The sequence below is a fragment of the Curtobacterium sp. MCLR17_059 genome (assembly GCF_003234665.1).
GTDB classification, from domain to species: domain Bacteria; phylum Actinomycetota; class Actinomycetes; order Actinomycetales; family Microbacteriaceae; genus Curtobacterium; species Curtobacterium flaccumfaciens.
The window spans coordinates 1-22,417 of the sequence record NZ_QKSU01000017.1 but is presented as its reverse complement, the minus strand read 5'-3'; the positions used below and the strand labels follow the sequence as shown (position 1 = coordinate 22,417).

17 protein-coding genes and 1 pseudogene are annotated in these 22,417 nt (G+C 65.7%); 5 read left to right on the top strand and 13 right to left on the bottom strand.

Annotated elements, in window-relative coordinates; all coding sequences use genetic code 11:
• Window positions 1-48: 48 nt before the first annotated feature.
• Window positions 49-864 (top strand): hypothetical protein, encoded by an 816-nt coding sequence (locus DEJ12_RS17040; RefSeq protein WP_111030974.1) that lies wholly within the window; start codon window positions 49-51, stop codon window positions 862-864.
• Between the two features lie 40 nt (window positions 865-904).
• Window positions 905-3,031, top strand: coding sequence for a DUF262 domain-containing protein (locus DEJ12_RS17035; protein WP_111030972.1), 2,127 nt, complete (start codon window positions 905-907; stop codon window positions 3,029-3,031).
• Window positions 3,032-3,133: 102 nt separating this feature from the next.
• On the opposite strand, the pseudogene DEJ12_RS17030 reads toward DEJ12_RS17035, so the two are convergent.
• A pseudogene (locus tag DEJ12_RS17030) lies at window positions 3,134-3,859 on the bottom strand (leucine zipper domain-containing protein); the annotation flags it as partial.
• A 1,122-nt stretch (window positions 3,860-4,981) separates the two neighbouring features.
• Here DEJ12_RS17030 and DEJ12_RS17020 point away from each other — a divergent pair.
• Together DEJ12_RS17020 and DEJ12_RS17015 are read left to right on the top strand one after the other, a co-directional pair.
• A complete protein-coding gene (locus tag DEJ12_RS17020; protein ID WP_111030968.1) occupies window positions 4,982-6,874 on the top strand; it encodes a DNA methyltransferase in 1,893 nt (630 codons plus the stop codon).
• Window positions 6,871-9,801 (top strand): DEAD/DEAH box helicase family protein, encoded by a 2,931-nt coding sequence (locus tag DEJ12_RS17015; RefSeq protein ID WP_111030966.1) that lies wholly within the window; start codon window positions 6,871-6,873, stop codon window positions 9,799-9,801. Before DEJ12_RS17020 ends, DEJ12_RS17015 begins: the two co-directional genes overlap by 4 nt.
• Window positions 9,802-9,987: 186 nt before the next feature.
• Here DEJ12_RS17015 and DEJ12_RS17010 read toward each other — a convergent pair whose 3' ends face one another.
• Window positions 9,988-11,364 (bottom strand): XRE family transcriptional regulator, encoded by a 1,377-nt coding sequence (locus DEJ12_RS17010; RefSeq protein ID WP_258370655.1) that lies wholly within the window; start codon window positions 11,362-11,364, stop codon window positions 9,988-9,990.
• A gap of 11 nt (window positions 11,365-11,375) precedes the next feature.
• Window positions 11,376-12,146 (bottom strand): hypothetical protein, encoded by a 771-nt coding sequence (locus tag DEJ12_RS17005; RefSeq protein WP_111030962.1) that lies wholly within the window; start codon window positions 12,144-12,146, stop codon window positions 11,376-11,378.
• A 370-nt stretch (window positions 12,147-12,516) separates the two neighbouring features.
• Between DEJ12_RS17005 and DEJ12_RS17000 the strand changes: the two genes are divergently transcribed.
• Window positions 12,517-13,455 (top strand): hypothetical protein, encoded by a 939-nt coding sequence (locus DEJ12_RS17000; RefSeq protein WP_111030960.1) that lies wholly within the window; start codon window positions 12,517-12,519, stop codon window positions 13,453-13,455.
• Here the strand turns inward: DEJ12_RS17000 and vsr are convergent.
• The 10 genes from vsr to DEJ12_RS16950 form a co-directional block, all read right to left on the bottom strand.
• Window positions 13,445-14,299 (bottom strand): DNA mismatch endonuclease Vsr, encoded by an 855-nt coding sequence (gene vsr / locus DEJ12_RS18270; protein WP_258370654.1) that lies wholly within the window; start codon window positions 14,297-14,299, stop codon window positions 13,445-13,447. The genes DEJ12_RS17000 and vsr overlap by 11 nt on opposite strands.
• Before the next feature lie 94 nt (window positions 14,300-14,393).
• A complete protein-coding gene (locus DEJ12_RS16985) occupies window positions 14,394-15,905 on the bottom strand; it encodes a PTS transporter subunit EIIC (RefSeq protein ID WP_111030958.1) in 1,512 nt (503 codons plus the stop codon).
• Between the two features lie 43 nt (window positions 15,906-15,948).
• Window positions 15,949-16,872 carry an N-acetylmuramic acid 6-phosphate etherase gene (murQ, locus tag DEJ12_RS16980; RefSeq protein ID WP_111030956.1) on the bottom strand — a complete coding sequence of 308 codons (924 nt, stop codon included), beginning with the start codon at window positions 16,870-16,872 and terminating at the stop codon, window positions 15,949-15,951.
• A gap of 8 nt (window positions 16,873-16,880) precedes the next feature.
• The gene (locus tag DEJ12_RS16975) at window positions 16,881-17,777 is read right to left on the bottom strand and encodes a MurR/RpiR family transcriptional regulator (protein ID WP_181433193.1); all 897 of its coding nucleotides are present in this window, start codon (window positions 17,775-17,777) and stop codon (window positions 16,881-16,883) included.
• 56 nt (window positions 17,778-17,833) lie between these two features.
• Complete coding sequence (locus tag DEJ12_RS17865; protein ID WP_146245622.1) at window positions 17,834-18,421, bottom strand: hypothetical protein; 588 nt, start codon at window positions 18,419-18,421, stop codon at window positions 17,834-17,836.
• Window positions 18,418-19,710 carry a hypothetical protein gene (locus DEJ12_RS16970; RefSeq protein ID WP_111030952.1) on the bottom strand — a complete coding sequence of 431 codons (1,293 nt, stop codon included), beginning with the start codon at window positions 19,708-19,710 and terminating at the stop codon, window positions 18,418-18,420. Before DEJ12_RS16970 ends, DEJ12_RS17865 begins: the two co-directional genes overlap by 4 nt.
• Window positions 19,710-20,453, bottom strand: a complete 744-nt coding sequence (locus tag DEJ12_RS16965) for an ATP-binding cassette domain-containing protein (protein WP_220034820.1) — start codon at window positions 20,451-20,453, stop codon at window positions 19,710-19,712. The genes DEJ12_RS16970 and DEJ12_RS16965 overlap by 1 nt, the downstream gene beginning before the upstream one ends.
• A gap of 86 nt (window positions 20,454-20,539) precedes the next feature.
• Window positions 20,540-21,142 carry a hypothetical protein gene (locus tag DEJ12_RS16960; protein WP_111030950.1) on the bottom strand — a complete coding sequence of 201 codons (603 nt, stop codon included), beginning with the start codon at window positions 21,140-21,142 and terminating at the stop codon, window positions 20,540-20,542.
• A complete protein-coding gene (locus DEJ12_RS16955; RefSeq protein WP_111030948.1) occupies window positions 21,139-21,588 on the bottom strand; it encodes a hypothetical protein in 450 nt (149 codons plus the stop codon). Before DEJ12_RS16955 ends, DEJ12_RS16960 begins: the two co-directional genes overlap by 4 nt.
• Before the next feature lie 255 nt (window positions 21,589-21,843).
• A complete protein-coding gene (locus DEJ12_RS16950) occupies window positions 21,844-22,323 on the bottom strand; it encodes a DUF4395 domain-containing protein (RefSeq protein WP_111030946.1) in 480 nt (159 codons plus the stop codon).
• Window positions 22,324-22,417: the final 94 nt, after the last annotated feature.

Sequence of the window (22,417 nt, the reverse complement as noted above, 5' to 3'; positions counted from 1 at the left end):
CTCGCTCGGCTTTTCGCTGTCTGTGAAGTCGACTAGTTTGAACGCACCATGGGAACTACTGAGAGCACCTCGTCAAATTCGGGCTTCGGGAAGGCGCTTGTCGTCGCAACGAAGCTGCCGGGTGTTCGGATCGATAGGGCAGCGTTCCTGCGGAGGTCGCTCGCGCGGTACTGCACGGAGGAGCAGATACGGACCGCGGTTGCCGAGACGCCGGCAGCGGCGGGGATCCCGGCGGCCACCCTCCGCACGATCGCGGACGCGTCGATCACGAACGAAACCAGCAGGGTCACAGCGATCTCTGCGGCGGCAGGTATCCCCGGTGGCTTCGCCCTCGCCGGAACCATCCCCATCGATTCCGCGCAGTACTTGGCACACATGCTGCGGATCGCGCAGAAATTGGCATACCTCTACAGCTGGCCGGACTTATTCGGGAAGGACGGCGACGAGCCTGACGACGGCACGCAGAACCTCCTGACGCTGTTCGTGGGCGTGATGTTCGGCGTGCAGGCGGCGAACAAGGGCATCGGCATAGTCGCCGAGAAGCTTGCGACGCAGATGGTCAAGCAGCTGCCGAAGCAAGCCCTCACCCACGGCATGATCTACCCGATCGTCAAGACGGTCGCGAAGCACCTCGGTGTTCAGATGAGCAAGAGCATCTTCGCAAAGGGGGTCGCGAAGACGATACCCGTCGTTGGAGGCGTGTTTTCCGGCGGTTTGACGTTGGCGACGTTCCTGCCGATGGCGAAGCGATTGCGGAAGCATCTGGCCACCCTCGAGACCGCCAACCCGACATCGCAGTCCGCGGCCATTACCGCCGCATCGGACAAGGCCGCTCCGAAGTCGTCGGAGCCGGTGCAGTCGTGACCGGCCCGGTTCGTTGCATTTCGAGGACGGAGGTCCGAGGGTGCTGACGCAGGTGCGGAGCCCGCAAGAGGTGTTCTTCTCCCCGCAACGGTTCGTGTTGCCGCTCTTCCAGCGGCCATACGTGTGGTCGGCCGAGTTGCAGTGGGAACCGCTGTGGCAAGACATCACCCGCCTCGTGCGCGCCGTCACGGAACGACCAGAAGCGACGCACTTCATGGGCGCGATCGTGCTTCAACAGCAGCAGGTGCCTCTCGGGGGCTTGCCAGCGTGGTCCGTGATCGACGGGCAGCAGCGGTTGACGACGCTGCAGCTGCTGCTGGATGCTCTGCACGCCGAGCTCGACTTCCGCGGATGGACGGCCGTCGCAGGACAGGTCATCGACCTGGTGGAGAACCAACAGGCATTCCGCATCGTGGCGGAGGACCAGTTCAAACTGTGGCCGACGAACCGCGACCGGCCCGCCTTCAAGAGCGTCATGCGTGCCACACCGCCGGTGGCGCACGCGAGCCTTGGGCGGTCCAGACTGGTGGAGGCACACCGGTTCTTCGCCACCGCTATCGCGGCATGGTTCGATGCTGCGGTCGTTCCGGAAACGGCGGCGCGGACCCTCGTCGCGGCGATCACGACGAAGCTGCAGCTGGTCGTGATCCAGCTGCAGGCCGATGAGGACGCGCAAGAGATCTTCGAGACCCTGAACGCGCGCGGGACACCGCTGTCAGCGGCAGACCTGATCAAGAACTTCGTGTTCCAACGGCTGAACACCACGCCCGAGGCGACTGAAGACGCGTACCGGCAGTGGTGGGCGCAGTTCGAGACCCCGTTCTGGGAGACCGAGGTGCGTGCTGGCCGCATCCTTTACACCCGATCGTCCCTGTTCTTGACCCAGTGGCTGACCGCGCGCACGATGCGGGACATCCCGGCTCGGGAGGTGTTCGCGGCCTTCAAACGGTTCGCCACCGACCCCGCCACCGGCGGTGTCAGCCAGCTCCTGCCCGAGATCCACGCGGCCGCAACCCGGTATCGGGACTTTACCGTCGCTGCGGAGGCGCGCGACGGAGAACTGACTCGTCTGGGCTTGTTCGTGTACCGAACCAGCACGCTTGACTCCGAGCTCGCGAAACCGTTGCTGATCTGGCTCGGCGAGCCCGAGCAAGCGGGCATCCGGGACCGTGTCCGAGATCGTCTGCTCGCCGTGCTGGAGAGCTGGTTCGTGCGCCGAGCAGTCGTGCGCGCTTCATCGCAGGGTGCCAATCGATTCCTCCTGGACCTCCTCACCCATCTGAGCACGCAACCCCACGAAGAAGTCGCGGACGCTGCGGAAGCGTTCCTCGCGAAACAGAACACCAGCACCGCGTACTGGCCCGACAACGCCGAGGTGGCCAGAGAGCTGCGTGGTGTGCAGGCGTACAAGCGGTTCCGTCGGGCGCGGCTGCGGATGGTCCTCGAGGCCGTCGAGGACCACCTTCGCGGCTATCCGGGTGGGCACCGCTACGGCGACGGCACCATCAGCCGTGGCGTCTACACGATCGAGCACATCATGCCGCAGGAGTGGCGGGCGAACTGGCCCGCACCTTCCGAGCAGATCGAGTCGGAGCGAGACCGGATCGTGCAGACCCTCGGCAACCTCACCCTCGCGACGCAACCGCTGAACAGTCGGCTCTCCAACGCCACGTGGGACGCGAAGCGGACGACGCTCGAGCGGTACTCATCGCTGCTCATCACCCGCCCCGTGATCGGCGGACAGCAGCCGGCTTGGGATGACAGCCTGATCGCAGCCCGCACCGCCACGCTCGCTGACATGATTTTGAAGGTCTGGCCTGTGCCGGATGGTCACCATGTGCAGCACGAGGACGGCGCGGACCGCACCGTGCACCGTGTCGAAGTCGCTGACCTGACCCGCGCCGGCCTGCTCACAGTTGGTGGCGTCCTCCGCGCTCGGCCCGGGGGCGCCGCAGGCAGGACGGCGACGATCGGACAGGACGGCAGCATCCACCTCGATAGCGGCAGCGTGCACGCCACCCTCAGCGGCGCAGCGAAAGCAGTCAGCGGCAACAGCGCCGAAGCGGGCTGGCACTACTGGGCGCGAGAAGACGGCACCGTCCTCACGGAGGTCCGCGCCGAGTACCTCGCGGGAACGGATGACGAAGCAGCCGACGAGGAAAGCTAGGCACGAGCGTGCGTTTGCGCGAGGATGGCCGCGTGTACCTGCACGAGGCCATGCTCGTGGTCCTACGCGAGCGTGGTGCGCCGATGACAAGCGCCGCTATTGGGACTTGTAGGCGGAGCCGTTGTCGGAGAGCACCCGCTCGACCGTGACACCGCGATCGGCGAACCATGCAACAGCCCGTTGCAGGACACTGATCGCGGTGGCCGCTTTTCTCGTCGGCGTGGATCTCGGCGTAGGCGATGCGGGAGTGGTCATCGATGACGAATGCACGAACGCTCCGCCCAGCGGCGGTTCTCGGGTTGCCGATCGCGGCTTGCCTGGCGTTGCTGCCCGGTTCCGGTCGCCCTGCTGCTTCCCGACGAATCGCCAGCCGCCGCCGTCGGGGATGTTGCCGAACTTCGTGACAGCCACGTGGATCATCGCGTCGGGAGCGTCGTGTTCGTAACGCCGGATCGACTCGCCGGTGATCCGGTCGATGTGAGAGAGCCTGTTGATGCGGCACCGCACCAGGGCGGCGTGCACCGCCGATGCCGGCAGGCCGAGCTCGCCGCCGATCTGCACCGGCCCGAGGCGCCGTCGCCACCTCGCTTTCACGATCCATTTCACCAATTCCGGTGGTGTCTTCGCCGGCATCCGGTGCGGACGGCTGGACCGATACGTCATCCCGGCTGGGCCTTCCACCTGGTAGCGGGCAGCCCATTTCCGGGCTGTGACGGGCGACACCATGAACATCTTCGCCGCGGTGGTCGCGGGCCATCAGCGCTCAACGATCAGCCTCGCGAGGCGACGACGAGTGCGCGGGGCCCGCGCAGCGTTAGCGTGAGACACGAAGGCCTCCTGATGGGTGAAGCGGTTCCTAGACAGCTCTACTCCACCACCGGGAGGCCTTCTTCGATCAGCGCGTCACCGACCGCCCTGCGACACAACGTCCCTGGACATCACAACTAGCCGGCTGCACGGCGACCGAGGGTCTCAAAACAAGCGCGCCATTCTGCTGACGCGACTCAACACTGCCCTCGCCGGCCACGATGCGAAGGCGAGGCCTTTGTTCCTGATGCGCGAAATCGATGCGAACGGTCTGGCGGACGTGCGGCGGCCGCTCCTCGCGGAGCACTACCACGGCCATGGCGTAGACCTGGAGGCTCGGTGTGGCCTGGTGGTGTTGGGTTGCCAGGCGACGCCCTCCGTGGCGGATGGCGCCGAAGGTGCCGACACCGCGGGTTGAGTTGCGGGAGGCGGACCAGCCGACCCGGCACCGGATGCCGCACGAGGTCGCGGCCCACCTCGTCGTCGCGCGCATCTCGGACGTCTCGCCAACATTCGTCGGCGACGAGTACCGCGCCAGCGGCGGGCCGAAGGTTGGTGTTGTCCGGATCGCCGGTCACGATTCGTGGATCCGACCGAAGAGGACGAGACGGTGGCTGTGCGCGATGCTCGGCCGGGAGCGTGATCTGCGAAGACGACGACGGACGATGGCGTCGTGCCGGCGCCGGCGCACGCGTTCGGGGGAGTCGCCCAGAGACCTTCGCTGCATACCCGTGAATTCAGACCCCGACCGGTGTGGCCACGGAAAACCCCTGCTCAAGCGGGGTCTTTCTGCTGATGTAGGACGGTCGTGGTGCAACAATGGTGCCGCCCTTTAGCGACGCACGCTTCCTGAGTCGAATCCTGCGTGTCGGCGCACGCGCTCACCAGCGCGGCCGACAGGCACACCCGGGCGTGATCGCCGGGGCACCGCTGTAGGGAACGCTCGCGAAAATCGATGAATCGCGGGGGCGCCCCGATGCGCCGAACGACTGATATGTATGTTGAATACACAGGAGGAATCGTGAAGTCGATGATGAGGGCGCGCCTGGCCTCGCAAAAAGTTGAGTCTCGCAGATATCGTTGAGTCACCCACTAGCTCAACCTGCAGTCCGCACGTGAACGTGCGAAGGAGACCTCACTCATATGGCTAAGTCACTACTCGAGCAACTTCCCAGCATCGTCGCTGCCGGCAAGCGGCAGGCGGCGCTGATCCTCGAGCAGTTGGAGGGGCAGAATAAAGTTAGTTTGCAGACCCGCGAGCTTGTCATTCCCTCAAAGGATAAGACGGGATTCAATCTTTGGGCGTCGCAAGCTGATGAAGAAACCTTCACGGCGCCTAATCGCCTTATCTACGGCGATAATCTCCTGGCTATCGCAGCTCTTTTGGCGGGCGACGAACGCACGCCCAGCCTCAGAAACAAAATCGATCTGATCTATATCGATCCGCCGTTCGACTCGAAAGCCGATTACCGGACGAAGGTAACGCTTCCGGGCGGGACCATTGAGCAGCGCCCTGCGGTTCTTGAGCAATTCGCCTACTCGGACACGTGGTCAAACGGGACGGCGTCATACCTTGCGATGTTGGTGCCTCGTCTCGTGCTGATGCGAGAACTCCTTTCTGATCAGGGATCGATTTATGTGCACCTAGACTGGCATGTAGGGCATTATGCAAAGCTGCTTCTCGATGACATTTTCGGAAAGCAGAATCTTCGAAACGAAATTATCTGGGCCTATCACGGGCCCGGCTCCCCTGGTATGAAGCAATACAACCGGAAGCACGACTCGATTTATTGGTATTCAAAAACCGACAAATGGATATTCAACGATCAGGCCATCCGAGAGCAGCACTCGCAAAAAACAGTGGGCAACTTCAAATCGGGCCTAGCCGGTTCTGGGTTCATCGTTGACGACTACGCCCTCGATGCTGGTGGCAAGATTCCGGAAGATTGGTGGATTATGGCAATATCGGGTCGCTATCCGGTCGACGGAAAGAAGCGAGTGGGTTACGCTACAGAGAAGCCGTGGCCCCTCATCGAGCGAATCGTGAAGGGCAGTTCAAACCCTGATTCAATCGTCGCGGATTTCTTTGGCGGATCGGGGATCACCGCCGCTGTAGCCGAGTCCTTGGGGCGGACCTGGGTCACGACCGACTTGGGCAAGCCGGCAACGATGATCATGCGCAAGCGCCTGATCGACTCCAACGCTGGTCCATTCCTTTACCAAGCCATCGGCGACTACCAGGTGGAGCAAGCGCGATCAACTCTCGGTAGAAGCTTCCGCGTCGGTGACTTGGCAAAGGTGGTTTTGGATGTGTTTGGAGCCCTGCCCCTTCCCGCAGAGGAAAACGTTAATGGCGGTCTTGGCCGATTGCCAGGGACGCGAACGCTGGTGGTGGCAGAAAGTCCTTCCCGTATGACGACGCTCTCAACTCTTAAGCGTGCACAGGGGTATCGGGACGCGAAGATGGGTGGTTTTGAAAAGGTCATCGTACTCGGCTGGAACTTCGTCGCCGGAATTGGACAAGACATTGCTGACCTCAACGACGAGAAGCTTGAAGTCCTCGTCATCCCGCCGGATCTGCTTGACCGACTGAAAAAGAAGGGCGCTGAGAGGCTTGCCGGACAGGTGCGCTTCTCCAGCCTTCAGTACCTGCAGGCACACGTGATTTCACGTACTCAGCGCAGTGCGGGTGAGTCCCTCAGTGTGAGCCTCCAGAACTACGTTTTGCTATCGCCGGAAGCCATCAATCTCGACGAGAAAAATCGCCTGAAGCTTCAGGAAGTGATGAACGACGAGCCACTTGCTCTTGTCGAGTACTGGGCAGTCGACCCCGACTATGACGGTCAAGTGTTTCGTTCCGTGTGGCAAGACTATCGAGGCAACGTCGACAATGATGGAGATCCTTTGCGCGTCGTGACCACAGCGACGCTGGATCTGGCCCCGAAGGATGGGCCGCGAACGGTGTGCATCCGTGCCGTCGACGTGTTCGGCTTCGAGTCGGAGGTGCTCATTCCGGGCGTCGAGGTGTCCGCATGAGCGGGTTCGCTGACTTCCCACTTGCGAAGGGACTGAGCACTATTGTCGCGCCACAGATTCCTGATCTCGTCGGAGGTCTCGGCGCACCGATCCTCGAGGAGGTTACTCCGGTCACGGCTCAGCTACTTCGTTACTGGTTTGAACAGGATTACTGCGATACCCGCTTCCTCAACTTCCATGAGGGGCAGCGGCAGGCGATTCTGAACATCATCTATGCCCACGAAGTCCTCGGCACGACGCGCCTGCGCGACCTCTACGAGGCTGTCGCGGGGGAGTACCTTCAACAGAGCGGCGTGCTTGGAGAGGTGACTCGCCAGCGGCACGATTACCCGAAGTATGGCGCCAAGATGGCGACCGGATCGGGTAAGACGTGGGTGCTCAACGCCTTGATGCTCTGGCAGTACCTGAACAACGCTGCCGCCCCAGCAGACGCGCGGTTCTCGAGCAACTTCTTGCTCGTCGCGCCCGGCCTGATCGTCTACGAACGACTCCTCGACTCGTTCATGGGGAAGGAACGCGCCGGCGAGCGAGACTTTTCGTCTAGCGATATCTACTCGCAGCGCGACCTCTTCGTCCCCGAAAACTACCGCCCGAAGGTCTTCGCCTTCCTGCAGTCTTCGGTCGTGACGAAGACAGAAATCGGGCGCAAGGTCACGGGCTCTGGCCTTATTGCCATCACCAATTGGCACCTCCTCGCAGGCCAAGAGGATCCGAACTTCCTCGACGACGGAGACGAGGTCGAGGCGACAGGGGTCGCGATCAGCCCGAAGGATGCCGTGCAGAGCCTCTTCCCGCTCACGCCCGGAACATCGGCCGGCAACGCGCTCGACACTCTCGACCGACGCTTCGCCCGTGGCGGCCCGCTCGCGGCGCTGAAGGACCTGCCGAGCCTGGTTGTGTTCAACGATGAAGCACACCACATTCACGAGGTAAAGAAATCCGAGGAAGTCACGGATGTCGAGTGGCAGAAGAGCCTGTCGGAGATTGCGTCCCCCAAGGGTGAGCGATTCGTGCAGTTCGACTTCTCCGCAACTCCGTACAATGAGGTGGGCTCTGGTCGAAACAAGAACAAGGCGTATTTCCCACACATCGTCGTTGATTTCGATCTTACCTCTGCGATGAAGGCTGGACTTGTTAAGACGCTCGCGCTCGACAAGCGCAAGGAAGTCGCAGCGCTTCCGCTCGACTTCCGTGCCGAACGCGACGAGCAGAACGCGGTCACGGGACTATCGAACGGTCAGAGGGTCATGCTGCGTGCCGGCCTCAAGAAGCTGCAGATCCTCGAGGACAAATTCAAGGATGCAGACCCCAGCAAGTACCCAAAACTCCTGGTGATCTGCGAGGACACCACCGTGTCCCCACACGTCGAGGAGTTCTTGAAGACGGCTGGACTTCAGCAGGACGATATCCTCCGAGTCGACTCGGGCCGGAAGTCCGAACTGGGCGCAAAGGACTGGGAACCGGTGCGCGAGAAGCTCTTCGACGTCGACAAGCTCGCGCAGCCGAAAGTGATCATCTCCGTCCTGATGCTCCGCGAAGGCTTCGACGTGAGCAACATCTGTGTGATCGTGCCGCTACGTTCTTCGCAGGCATCAATCCTGCTGGAGCAGACCGTCGGGCGAGGTCTTCGTCTCATGTGGCGCGGTAACGATGCGATCGACGAGCTGAAGGCAGAGACACGCGAGCGCATGGCAAAGCGCTTGGAACCCACCAACTACTTCGACGTGCTTTTCGTCGTCGAGCACCCGGCATTCTCTGACTTCTACGAGGAGTTGCTCAACGGCGGCATCGCCGTCGAGGTCGGCGATGAGAACGAGAACAGCACGTCGCCGACGGGCGACCTGGAGTTCGTTGATCTCCGTCCCGGGTACCAGGCGTACGACTTCGAAATACCGATTATCATCCGCGACGCTGACGAAGAACTCCGCGAGCCGAGCATGAACCCGCTCGAGCTTCAAGTCAGCCGCTTCCCACTCGACCTCATCCTCAAGCAGGTCGGCAAGGGCGATAGGTTCGTCTCAGAGGATCAGCAGACGGGCACGCAGTTCGGTGACTACCGTGTCGACGGTGGCGTGCTCACGGCGACCGGCTATAACGACTACTTGTCGCGTATGACCAGGCGTGTTACGGAAGCGCTGGGTCGGAATATGACGACGTCCGCGAAGAAATACCGCGAAATCAGTCAGTTCCCAATATTGCAATCTTACCGCCCGCTTCTGCTCGGGTGGATAGACACCTACATCCGCAAGCGCATGTTCGGCGCGCCGTTCGACCCGCTCGAGGGTGAGAACTGGCGCGTGCTCATGCTCGACGACGTGGCTCAGGAGCTGGCCGGCACGTTCGCGACAAGGATGGTTGAACTGCAGGAGAACGAGGAAGTCGACTCAGCGATCGTTCAGTACCGCAAGCTGTCCGATGTCGCCACGATCCCCGTGCGCGCAAGCTCGGCAGTTGAGGTCAATAAGTGCATCTACGAGCGCCTGCCGATCCCGACGAAGGCCGGAGGGTTAGAGCGCACTTTCATTCAATGGGCGGACGGCGATTCGGCAATTGAGGCGCTTGCAAAGATTCACGAATACCGCCATGACTTCCTCCGTCGGCCTTATCTGAAGGACGACGGTATGCCAGCGCAGTACTCGCCCGATTTCCTGGTACGCACCGGGGGAGACATTTACGTGGTTGAGACGAAAGCTCAGTCAGCGCTCAGCGACGAAAATGTTAAGCGCAAGCAACGTGCGGCTCTCGCTTGGTGCGAGCAGATTAACGAACTTCCAGATGAGCAACGCGATGGCCGTCAGTGGCACTATGTGCTACTCGGTGAAACGATCGTCAAGGATTGGAAGAAGAAGAACGCCCGCGCGAGCGAACTTCTCGACTATGCCCGTCTGCGACGGTCTATAACGGCACGTCAAGAGAAGCTTCTGTAGGTCTAGGCGGCTGGTCTCGCGGCTGATCCATGTCTGAAACGCGCGATTGTGATCAACCTGGTGAGGGCAGAAGGGTGCGAATCAAACAGCCCTGCGTTGAAGATGCCGCTCCGCCCTCGCGTGTTTCGTTCATGATGAGAGGGCTCGATCCCAGGTTTATTGATATCGAGCCCTCTCGGGTATGAATTATTTCTCTTTCCCCGCGAGGCTGGTGTGGAGGTTGCGTGCAGGAGCGGCCGGCGTGATGTCCCGCCCGTTAGCGGCGCTGCGGTTTTGCCTAGCGCTCGTGCGGTTCGCGCCCGTCTCGGCGATGCTGTTGCGCGGGTGACGTGTCGCAGCAGAGTTCGAGATGTAGCGGACCGAGATGCTTGACCTGTTCGGCATGGCTCCTCCTTCCTCATGGTCGTCCGTGGTGTCCGGATCGGCCAGGCGGCCGTCCGAGTCGCCCGCGGTGCGGACGAGGCTCAGTCGCGGAGCCGGGGGCTCGTCGACATCGGCGAGGCGGCGGATGATGCGGGGGCTGACTCGTAGATCGTTCGCGACGTCTGCGAGCGAGGTACCGTCCTCGTCGAGTAGGGCGAGGGCGTTCTTCAGCAGCTCAGGCCGTTCGCCGGGATAATCGCGGATCGAGTATGTCGTCGGTTTGACGGTGTTGAGCGTGATGAACGCACGGCGATAGGTTGAGTCCGAGATGAGGTCGAGTTCGCGGCACCGGTAGAGGAGCGAGTGAATCGACACTCCCCACCGGATGCTGACGTCATCGAGCTTGGCGAGGTTCATGCGTCGCGGGAGCTCGTGTTGGATGATCTCTCTCGGCGTCAAGAACTCTGCCGCGAAGATGTCCGCGTCGCGCTCCATGTTGGTGTCGGAGCCGTGCCGACCATGGTGGAGGACCACATGCCCGAGCTCATGCGCGCCAGAGAACCGGTGACGCATGACGTCATCGGCCTTATCAGGCGTCAACACGATCATCGGCCGGGGCAGCGAGCTCGTCGAGAAGGCGTCGATTTTCCGCTTTGGGTCGGTCTCGGTCTCGCGCATCGAGAACAGCACGGTGAGGATGCCGTGCTGTTCGAGCTCATAGACGAGGTGCGGAATCGGCTCTGTGCCCAGTCCCCAGTGGGCCCGCATCAGTCGGGCGGCCGTTACTGGGTCCGGCACGTCATCGGAGTCGGCACCCGCCCACGCTGGGAGATCGATGGAGGGGAACTCGACGTCATGCTCGAGGTAGCGACTTAGCTCCCAGACGAGCTCGACGTAGGCGGTCGCCTGCTGCTGCTGCGCGACGGTCGTTGACCGAAGCCGACGGAAGGACGCCTGGGCGACCTCGACTCGGACGCCTGGGCGGCCGAGAGAGAAGAAAGCAACGGGGACGTCGAGCGCGCTGGCGAGGGAGGCAACCGTTTCAGCCCGAGGGCTGATCTCGCCCCGCTCGTACTGGCCGATCGCATTCGCCGAGACCCCCACCACCCGGTGCAGGTCGGTTTTCGTCATGGCGCGGAATCGTCGGGCTTGTCCAAGGCGAGCGGGGTCGAACGCCCGGGCGACGTCGACCGGACTCATGGTGCCCGCCATCAGTGACCCGGATCGGTCGTGGTTGTGGGCCGCGGACGACGCTTGACGGAGGTCCTCGGCCTCGCCGACGAGGCGAAACCGGAGGCCACTTGTGGCTTCTGAGCAGCTGTCTCGCCAACGACAGTCTTTCGGAAGCTCAGTGTCTCAGCGTCGAGAAACTGGAGGTGGCGACCGTCCAGGTGCGCCGGCGCCCACATGATCTGGCCCACGCCGAGAGGAGAGCTGCTGAAGTACGCAACGAACAGCTCGGATCGACCTGCATCGTCCTCGACGTGCTTTAGGGCGTCGATCACACCGGTCTCCTCCGTGATCGGTGAAGCCGTCGCGTCGGTCTCGAACAGCGCGGTGTGCTCGGGTGCCCGTCGCGTTGTGCTGTTCTCACCGAGGTATTTCTGGCGGGATTCGGAGAAGGACCGGAGCCAGAGGCGGCTCTTGTCACGGCGCATCTTCTCGCCGACCCGGATGGGGAAGATCAGCGCTCGTCCGACGAACATCAAACGCCGCGAGGTCTTCGGGATGGTCAGTTCGTGGTAGCTCGGGAGGGTACGAATCAGCGCACGAATCTCTTTGGCGGCGGCTTTGGACATGCCGACGCCGTACACATCCAGCTCGCCCTCGGGGTCCGCGTACTCCGTGTTCGCCCGCCCGGTGCGCGCCTGTGCGGCGTGGATGCCAGCGGGAATCATCCGCCGGAGCGCGTCCAGCTCGCCGGGCTGGAACGCGTCATGCCAGTCGCGGGTCGTCGTCATGGGAAGACCGGTCGTCGTCATCGCAACCTCCTAAGGTGCTGCTCCCACCATACTGCAGAACTTCGGATCGGAGCGCAAATCAGTCACTAGGAATACAGTGTCGTCCGGCTTTTTGTCAGCACTCTGGCCGCAGCTATCGGGACTGCCGCCGGTGTTCGTCGGCGCGGCTGCGGAGTCGTCGAGCTTCTGCCCCTGCAGAGCTTCCGGCGATGGTCATGGTGGTGCTCCCCGAGGAGTGTCCTGATCACACCGGCGTCGCCCTCGAACGCTCCGGTACTGCTACATCCTCTCTCGTTAGCAACCGTCAAGGGAGCTCCCCGTTCTGGGGCTGCTCGGCGTTCGAGCAGCTCGTCGGTCGTCGCCTAGCGTTTCCATAACGAGGGGAATGGAAATGGTCTGGGACATCCCGATCGGCACAAGTATCGGACGGCGTGAGCTGCACAGCCGTCTCGGCGGTGGCAGCTGGCAGGACGGCATCACGCGTGTCGTGAAGACGAACGAGATGCTCGTCTTCACGAACGATGGCGGCGGGGAACATGGCTACGGCGTGCACGAGGGCCTCCGCGGTGATGGCCTGTTCCGCTACAGCGGGCAAGGACAGAACGGCGACCAGAAGCTGACCGGAAACAACAAGGCGCTGGCGGATTCCGAGGCGATCGGTCGCCCCATCCGCGTGTTCCGGGGTCAGAAGACCGTGACCTACGTCGGGAGCTTCGCGCTCGCTGATCCGCCCTACACCTGGGAGCGCTTCCCCGGGACCGGCTCGTCTCCTCAGCGAGACGGACTGGTGTTCAACCTCGTCGCCGTCGACGCGGACACGTCGCTCTTGCCCGCCCTCGTCGACGAGGCCGGCGACCCTTCCGGCCGCGCGTCAGCGATCGGTGCCTCTTCAGCCACGTCCGCCTGGCAACCGCTCGACTTCAGCCAGTACCAGGTGCGGCGGGTCAACGAAGGCGAGTCGGTGCGATCCGTCTCCCGTCGCGAGTTTGAGCTGCAGACCCGCTTCGGCGAATGGCTCCGCGCTCGGGGTGAGGACGTGCAGGTGCTGCGTCTCACGGACGACGGTGTGACGATCGTGCCCGATCTCTACGTCCCGACGATCGGCCAGGTCGTCGAGGCGAAGAAGTCGACCGCGCGGGCGTACGTCCGCACCGCGATCGGGCAGGCGCTCGACTACGCGGCGGTCGCGCGACGTCGTGGCCTGACGGTGACCCCGGCCGTCCTCCTGCCGTCCGAGCCCCAACCCTCGATGGTGGAGCTGTGCACCTCGGTCGGGATCACCGTGTGGTGGCCGATCTCGAGCGGTGACTTCCAGGAGGTCAGGCCGTAGCCGCGGCGCTGCTCAGGATCTTCACGGTGGGCAGATCTGGCTTGGCCCAACCGAGCGAGCCGAGTTCGACGGGGAGCACCCAGCGCAACTCGTCGTGGTCCGTGCTCGACGTCGGTCCGTCCGCGGTCCAGGCGACTCGGTAGGTGGCGAGGTCGATGTCGACGTTGCCGACACGCGTGATGGACCGGTCGATCGGTTCGCCAACGACGACGTCCAGACCGAGCTCTTCGCGGAGCTCGCGTCGCAGGGCTTCCGCAGCGGGCTCTCCTGGCTCGACCTTCCCTCCGGGGAACTCCCATTGGCCCGCCGCTGGTCGACCAGGTGCCCTTCGACATGTGAGTACGCGACCGTCGGGCTGAGTGAGTACGCCGGCGACGACCTCGATCATGCGTTCCATCCTGCCTGAGAAGCTCAACGCGGTACGAACGATTGCACTCCACTGATCCAGGGCGTGCTCGACGCAGGCGGCTGCATCCTCGGGACGGTCGTGCTCCCAAAAGCGGAGCACACGCCAGCCTTCCGTCATCAGGATCGCCTGATTCTGTGCGTCCCGCTGGCGGTTGGCGAGCAACTTCCGGCGCCAGAGGTCGGCGTTCGCCTTCGGAAGGTGGGCGTGCTCCTCGCAGAAGTGCCAGAAGCACCCGTCGACGAAGACCGCGATCCGTGCACGTGGAAACACGAGGTCGGGTCGAACACGGCACTGACTGCTCACGCGCCGATCGACGAAGAACCGTCGCCCTCGGCGGTGCAGTTCACGGCGCAGCGCGAGCTCGGGCGCGGTGTCCCGTCGACCGAAGCGGGCCATGTGCCGCCGACGAGCTTCGTCTGCTTCCCAGGTCCCCACGCTCCGATCCTCGCCTGACGACGGTTCGGGCGAGGATCGGAGCGATGGTCTGTGAACGGATCGGCGGTGAATCGCGATGTGGAGGAACGGGCGATCAGCGCGAGGTAGCCGCGGTCGCACCGACCGGCGTGACCTGGACGTCGAGCGGCGCGTCCGGAGCGACCGGATCCCCGGCCGAAGCAGCCGACTGCGCCTCCAAGTCAGCCCGCACCGACGCGGACACCCCGAACAACAACGTCGCCACGAACCCGACGACGTACGCCACGACGAGCCCCGACCCGTACCCGAGAAGGGCCCACCCGTACCCGGACGAGCCGTTCAGCAGCGGGATGAGCGACAGGTCCGACGCACCGATGGCGATCGCCCCGACAGAGTGCCCGAGCTGGTCGAACAGCCCGACGACACCGCCACCGAACGCGCCACCGATGCACGCGGTGATGAACGGCCGGCCGAGGGGGAGCGTCACGCCGTAGATCAGGGGCTCACCGACACCGAGGAACCCGGCCGGCAGCGCTCCGCGGATGGTCCGCACCAGCGAAGCGTTCGACCGGAACCGCACCCACAGCGCGATGCACGCACCGATCTGCCCGGCACCACCCATCGCCAGGACGGGCAGCAGCACGGTCCACCCGGTCTGGTCGATCAGGGTGGTGTGGATCGGGATGAGTCCCTGGTGCATCCCGGTCATGACGAGGGGCAGGAAGAGGCCCCCGAGCACGAATCCGGCGAACGCCCCGCCGTTCGCGAGTAGCCAGGTCGCAGCAGTGCCGATCGCGACCGAGACAACACCGGCGACGGACATCAGGATCCCCAGCGTTACCGAACCGGCGACGAGGACGGTGACGGTCGGCACGACGATGAGCGCGATGACGTCCGGCGTGACGCGCCGCATGAAGCGCTCGACGTACGCGGCGAGGATGCCGCCGGCCAGCGCCCCGAGTACACCGCCCTGGCCGGGTGCCAGGGTCTCGCCGAACACCGTGACGTTCGCGACGCCGGCCGCGACGATGATTCCGCCGACCGCACCACCGAGGATGGGCGTGCCGCCGAACTCCTTCGCGGCGTTCATCCCGACGAACACGGCGAGCAGCGACAGGAACCCGGACGAGAGCACGCCGAGGAACGGCGTCACCCCGGGCACCCACCCCAGGTTCGTCAGGATGCCGTTGATCCCGGCGATCAGCCCGCAGGCGATCAGCGCGGGGATGAGCGGGATGAAGATCGCGGAGATCTTCCGGATCGCGCGCATCGTGCGGCCGTCGGAACGGGATCGCGCGGTCGCCTTGATGGACGCACCGCGAGCAGCGAGCTCCTGGGGCGACGCACCAGGCCCACCAGCCGCAGCCGGCGGAGCGGCCGCGCGCAGGGCCTCCAGGTCGTCGGCCACGCGGTCGACGAGACCCGGGCCGAGCACGATCTGCAGGTTCGAGCCGGCCGCGATGGCGGCCATGACGCCGTCGGTGGCCTTGAGGTCCTCGAGCGCGACGGAGGAGTCGGACACGACTTCGACCCGCAGGCGGGTCATGCAGTTCTCGACGTCTGCGATGTTCGCGGAACCGCCGACGGCGTCGAGGATCTGCTGGGCGAGTTGCTGGGCATCGGGCATGGCATGCTCCTCGGGGGAAAGGAAACGAACGGGGAAACGGGGTCTACAGCACGGCGCGCAACGAGCCGGCAGCAGCATCGAGGCGCTCGCGGGCATCGGCAGCGGAGGCGCCGGTCAGGATCACGGCGATGGCGGTCTTCACCTCGCCGTCCGAGGCATCGAGCGCCGCCTGGACTTCGGTGGAGGCAGCGCCCGTGACGTCCTGCACGAGCGAGAACGCCCGGGCGACGAGCTTCGCGTTCGTCGCCCGCACGTCGACCATGCGGTTGCCGTAGGTCTTGTGGCTGCGCACCATCGCGAGCGTGGTGAGCATGTTGAGCACGAGCTTCTGCGCGGTGCCCGCCTTCAGGCGGGTCGATCCGGCGATGAACTCGGGGCCGACGACGACGTCGATGGCGATGTCCGCCTCCCGCCCCGCGGCCGAGTCGGGGTTGCACGCGACGGAGACCGACAGGGCGGAGCGGCGCCGGGCCTCCAGGATGGCCGCGATGACGTAGGGAGTCCTGCCGGACGCGCTGATCCCGACGACCACGTCGTCGGCCGTCAGGCCGAGCGCGTCGAGGTCGCGGACGGCGGCCGCTTCGTCGTCCTCCGCGCCCTCCACCGCGGTGGTCAGGGCGGGGTCGCCGCCGGCGATCACGCCGACCACCTGGCTCGGGTCCGTACCGAAGGTGGGCGGGCACTCGCTGGCGTCGAGGACGCCGAGCCGGCCCGGCGTGCCGGCGCCGACGTAGACGAGGCGGCCGCCGCGCGCGAACGCTGCGGCGATCGAGTCTGCCGCCAGAGCGATGGCCTGGAGGCACGGCTCCAGTGCCGCAGGCACGCTGCGGTCGCCGGCGTTCATGCGCTGGGCAGCTTCCAGCGTGGAGATCGTGTCGATGTCGTCCAGCGAGTGGTCGGTCGCCTCGGTGGTGAGGGCGGCGAGTTCGTCGCGGAGGGCGTCGTGGGTTTCGTGCGTCTGGTTCATGGTGGTGCTCAGTTCCGGTGGTGGGTGCGGACGGCGTCGCGGCTGCGGGCGAGGAGTGTCTGGGAGCGCTCGTCGGTGCGCTGGGCGACGACGATGAACAGGGTGTCGACGATGGCGAGCTGGCTCATCCGGCTGCCCATGGCTGCGGGGCGCAGGGCACTCTCGGCACCGGCGACACCGAGCAGGACGTGGTCGGCGGTGGTGGCGAGCGGGGCGGAGGCGTGGCCGGTGATCGCGACGATCGTGGCGTGTTGGGCTCGGGCGGCGTGGGCGACCTCGAGGGTCTCGACGGTGGAGCCCGAGTGGCTGACGAGCACCAGGACGTCGTGCTCGCCGATGACGCTCGCCAGGGTCAGGGCGTTGTGCGGGTCGTCGGCGATGGAGCTCACGATGCCGATGCGTTCGAGCTTGAGGTGCAGGTCGCGGGCGACGATGCCGCTCGCGCCGACGCCGTACAGGACGACGCGGCGGGCGTCGGCTAGTTTTCGTGCTGATTCGTCGAGCGCGTGCGGGTCGAGTGCGGCGCGGGTGTCGGCCATCACCGCGCGGACGTCCTCGGTGACCTTCGCGATGACGGTGGCGACGTCGTCGTCGACCGCGACCCCGGCGTGGATCTCGGTGGACTCACGCTCGTGGATCCCGCGTTCGACGGCCCGGGTCATGCTGCGCTGCAGGGCGGCGAAGTTCGCGAAACCCAGGTGCTGGGCGAAGCGGGAGACCGTGGCGGGGGAGACCCCGGCTCGGCCGGCGAGGTCGGTGGCGTTGGTGGTGGCCGCGGCTGCCGGGTCCTCGAGGACGGCGTCGGCGATGGCGCGCATGCTCGACGGCATGCTCGCCGACTGGGTGCGGACGAGGGCGAAGGCGTCGGCGCGCTCGGATCGCTCGGGCCGCTCGGTGATCGTCATCCCGCCATGAAAGCGTCTTTCGCAAGTGAGCGCCAGTGCTGAAAGTAAATTGCGTGTTAAGTCGTTCTGCCCGACTTGTGTGCCAGTGGACTGACGGTGGCGGCGATCACCAGGGGGAGGACGAACGCCCACGACGCCGGGTCGGTGTTCGTCGACACGACTCCGGCCCATCCGGCTTGTTGATCCGGGGTCCCGCGACCGAACAGCGCTGCGACGAACAGGTAGAGCACGCCCGGCACGGACTGGTACCGGTCGCCGAGTACCGCTCGGCTGACCAGTGCGAGTGCGCAGAACGCGATCGTGTTCCGGGCGGTTGGGACCGCGGCCTCGGGTTCGGCGCCGACCGCGAGGCCGATGCTCGCGGTGGTTGTCACCAGCGCGACCACCGCGATGACGGTGGCCAGTTCGAGCAGGTCCGTCCGCCGAGTGGGCGCGGAGAACGGTGCGCGGGTGACCGAAGCGCTCGTCGCGATGGCGATCACCAGCGGGAGCACGGCCGCGACGGGGATCAGCGCGAACGGTGCGCCGCCGCCGAACGAGGGGAAGAGCATGCCGATCGGGCCGAGCGCGATCGAGAGCACCGCCAGGGCGGTCGTGAGTCCGAGCAACGGCAGGGTGCGGTGGACACGCAGCCACCAGATCACGAGGACGGCACCGCGATGTGGCCGACCGAGCAATCCGTCAGCCGGTCGATCGTCGCGGTGACCCACGCCGCCTGAGCCGAGATCGGAGCCCGGTGAAGGGTTCGCAGAACGTCGGGGTCATCCAGCTCGAGGGCGGGTTCCACCTGGTCGGCGTTCACGATGCCCTCGGCGGCGACGTCGATGAGCCATCGGTTGGCGACGGCGGCATCGTTGAGGCGTTCGGCATCGTCCTCCTCGGTGCCGCAGTACGCCACCTCGGCGTCGCCGAGCAAGGAGGTGGTGATGCTGTGGAGCACGTCGGCGTCGGTCATCCGGACCTGGACGATCATGTTCAGGACGTCGAGCGTCGACGGCGCGTTACTCGCGCGGATGGTCGACGGTGCCGTGACGCCCGAGCGGCCGAGGTTCTCCGCAGCCTTGCGGATGACGGATTCTGAGTTGCCGCTGTCGCGTTGCTCCGGGAAGAGGCAGATCGTCGGCGCCGCGCCGCTGCAGATCGCCTGCGCTTGCGGACGGTCGATGATCGGTGCCGCGCCGAGGCCGGAGCCCGCGGTCAGCGCGACGAGGGTGATCACGACGAACGAGCTCGCGCCGATCTGGAGTCCGAACCGGCGCGCACGGTCACCACTCGAGCGTCGAGCGACCGCGATGACGAGCAGACTGCACCCGGCGAGCAGACTGAACGCCGTCGCGATGACCGGAGCCCGGATGTCGAGCGAGGTCTCGACCGAGCAGCAGTCCGCCATCACGAGACCGGCGAGGTACCGGAGCGGAAAGTAGTCCACGGACCAGGTGAAGCCGAGCCAGCTGTACGAGACGAGCAGGCTCAGTGGGATGGATGCCACCGGCGGGAGCCACCGCCCCAGTGCGAACCCGATGCAGCTGTTGAAGAACAGGATCCCCGCGAAGGCGAGGCCGACGAGGGGCGACGGGCCACCGGGAGCGCCCCAGGTGTCCCGACTCATGAGTGCGACCGCGACGAGCTGGAGCAGCAGACCAGCGGCCAGTGGTGTCCACAGGTGATCGGTGACGACTGCTGCACTGGATCGGCTGCTGGACTCGATCACGGGCGCAGCCAGACGGAAGCGCTTCCCTTCCCAGGCGCCGGCCGTGGCCGCCACTCCGCACGAGAACACCAGGTAGATCGCGGAGCCGGCCATCGCCGCGGGCCAGTAGCCGGCGACGGTCGTCTCATCTGCGAACTGCACGCTGTAGGCGACGACGCCGAGCAGCCCAGGAATGAGGAGCCACACTGCTGCTCGGCTGCGCCACGGGATGATCGGGCGCATCAGTCGTCCTCACTCTTGAACCGCGCGTACGAAGCGGTGATCGCCTCGGCGGGCGAGAGGTCTGCGAACGGCTCGGTGAACGACGCGACCGAACCAGCGAACGGCACCCGGCCGTCGACGAGGACGGTCACGTGGTCGTAGGTCGCGGCGACGTCCTCGGTCTGGTGCGTCGAGACGACGACGGACACTTCCGTCGGCAGGTTCTGGATCACCCGAGCGAACCGCGCGCGCTGTGCCGGATCGAGTCCGGCCGTCGGTTCGTCGAGCAGGATCCACTGCGCGCCGGACACCAACGCGCCGGCAACGCCGAGCCGCCGGATCTGGCCGCCCGACAACGAGGTCGCTCGTGCGTCGGCACGGGTGGCGAGATCGACGGCGGTCAGCGCGGCCGTCGAGCGATCCCAGGCGTCGGCGCGCGACAAGCCCTTCAGCCAACCGCAGTACGCGACGTGCTCCCGTGTGGTCAAGCCGGGGAAGGCGCCGCTCCGCTGTGGAAGCCACGCGACGCCGCGGCGGTACCGTCGGCGGTTTCCGCGCGTCCCCGGTTCCCCTAGTCCCTCGATGCTGATCGTCCCGGCGCGGGGGCGGAGCGTGTCGGCGACGAGCCCGAGCAGGGTCGACTTGCCAGCGCCGTTCGGCCCGAGCAGGACGCTCGCTCCGGTCGGGAACACCGTCGACAACCCGGAGAGCACCGTGTGGTCGCGCCGGTACCCGAAGGTGAGTTCGTCGATCTGTATGCCCACTGCGCCCCCTTGAAACCTTGTACTGGTGTTTCACCGTACAGGGCGAAGGATCACTCAGGAGCACGAGGTGCGGCAGGCCTCCTGAGTCAGCGCTGGCGGGCGGCTGCTTCGGGGGCCGCCTGCACGTAGCGTCGTGCAGCCCGGGTCTGACGCAGGATGACGGGGGACATGGCGGCAGCCACGACGAGGAGTGCTCCGCAGATGATGCGACTGAGGCCAGCTACGAACGAGTTGTCGTCGAACAGGTTCGGGATCTGCGGGCCAGCAATCCCCACGTAGAGCAGCAGGAACTGGCCGAGCGCGACCGGTTGGTAGGCGGCGCGGAGACGGGCGAGAGCGAATGCCCGTCGTGCGAGGTCAGAGTCCGTCGGTTCGAGCGGGGTCCCGCTCGCGATCGCCTGCGCGAGCGTCTTCCGGCCGAAGCGTGAGAGCCCATCGATCGGCGCCTGCATGTCGGAGGATCGGCGGAGCGTCGTGGTGAGCATCGACAAGGTGCCGAGGAGACCACCAACTCCTGCAGCGATGCCGACGATCGCGAGGGTGGTCTCGACCGTGCTGTCCTGCCGTGCGAAGAGCGACCCGCCGACCGCACCGAGGACCACCCCGATCGTGACGATGACGGCGGTTCTGCGCCAGGCTCGGCGGGCGATCGCCTCGGGCGTCTCTGGTGCCTCCGTCGCGGTGGTCATACGACGGAAACCGGAGTGTCGATGCGGCGTTCGTTGTCGGCCGCCGCGGCTTCTGCGTAGCGCCGAGCGCGGCGGCCTCGGACGACCAGCAACGGCACGACGAACACCATTTCGACGACGAAGAGCGCCAGGATGATCCGGCTGAAGACCACATCGCCGCCGCCGCTGAGGACACGAGCGAAGTGAGGAGCAGCGACCATTGCGAAGAGCAGGAGGCCCTGCCCCAGGAAGATCCCGTTGAACATCGCGGTCCCGCGAGCGAGGGTGAGCGCGCGGTGCTGGAGTTCCGGGCCCGCGTCTTCCGCGAGCGGAACGCCCGAGCGGATGGCTCCCTTGATGATCTTGCGACGGTCTCTCGTCAGGTCCTCGGTCGCCTGCGTGATGATCGACGACGCGCGTGCTGTGGTGGGGAGCAACGAGAGCATCCCGGCCATGCCGACCAACACGGCGACGCACGTGAAGATCGCCAGGGCGACGGTCCAACCGCCCTCGTCCCGCGAGGTTGCCCAACCGGCTACTGCCCCGCGACCGCGGCGATCGACACGACCAGGGCGGTGCGACGCCAGGCGCGCCGGATGATTCGTTCGTCTTCCCCCACCCGCTCACCCTACGGGGCGGGGCAGAGCCGTGTTCTGGAGCCGAGCACCCGTCAGGCGCTGGCGGTGCGGTCGAGGCGAGGCGGGCCTCCAGGCCGGACGCCGTCAGGCGACGCCGCGCCGCGGACGGAAGACGCCCGCCCGGACCAGCCACACGTAGAGCAGGCAGCCGATGCAGACGTCGAAGACGGCGTTGAGGAATGCGGCGACCAGGGCGACCGCGGCACCGATCGGAGCTGCGTACGGCACGCCGAGCAGCGCGAGGAGCAGGGCGACCGCGGTCACGAACAGGCCGACCTGTTGGGCGAAGGTCGGGGGTTCCGGGGCCTCGAGTTCGGCGGGCGGGGCGAGGCGGGGGCGGACGACCCGTCGGAAGAGTGCGCCGTAGGGGTGTCGGCGGACGCCGGCGATGCCTCCGACGGCGAACAGCGCGACGATGACCGCGAGCAGCACGATGCCGGCGACCCACGTCTCGGGGATCAGCGTGAGGACGATCGTCGCGGCGAGGAGCACCGTGGTGATGGCGGCGCCGAAGCGTGGGGAGCGCGGGTCGATGCCTCGGTCGGTGTCGTTCGTGGTGGTCATCGGGACTCCTGGGTGCCGGTCGTGTCTGCGGTGCCTGCGGTTCCTGCGGTCAGGACGGTGGCGAGGGCTGCGGCGAGCTCGGGTGGGCGGGGTG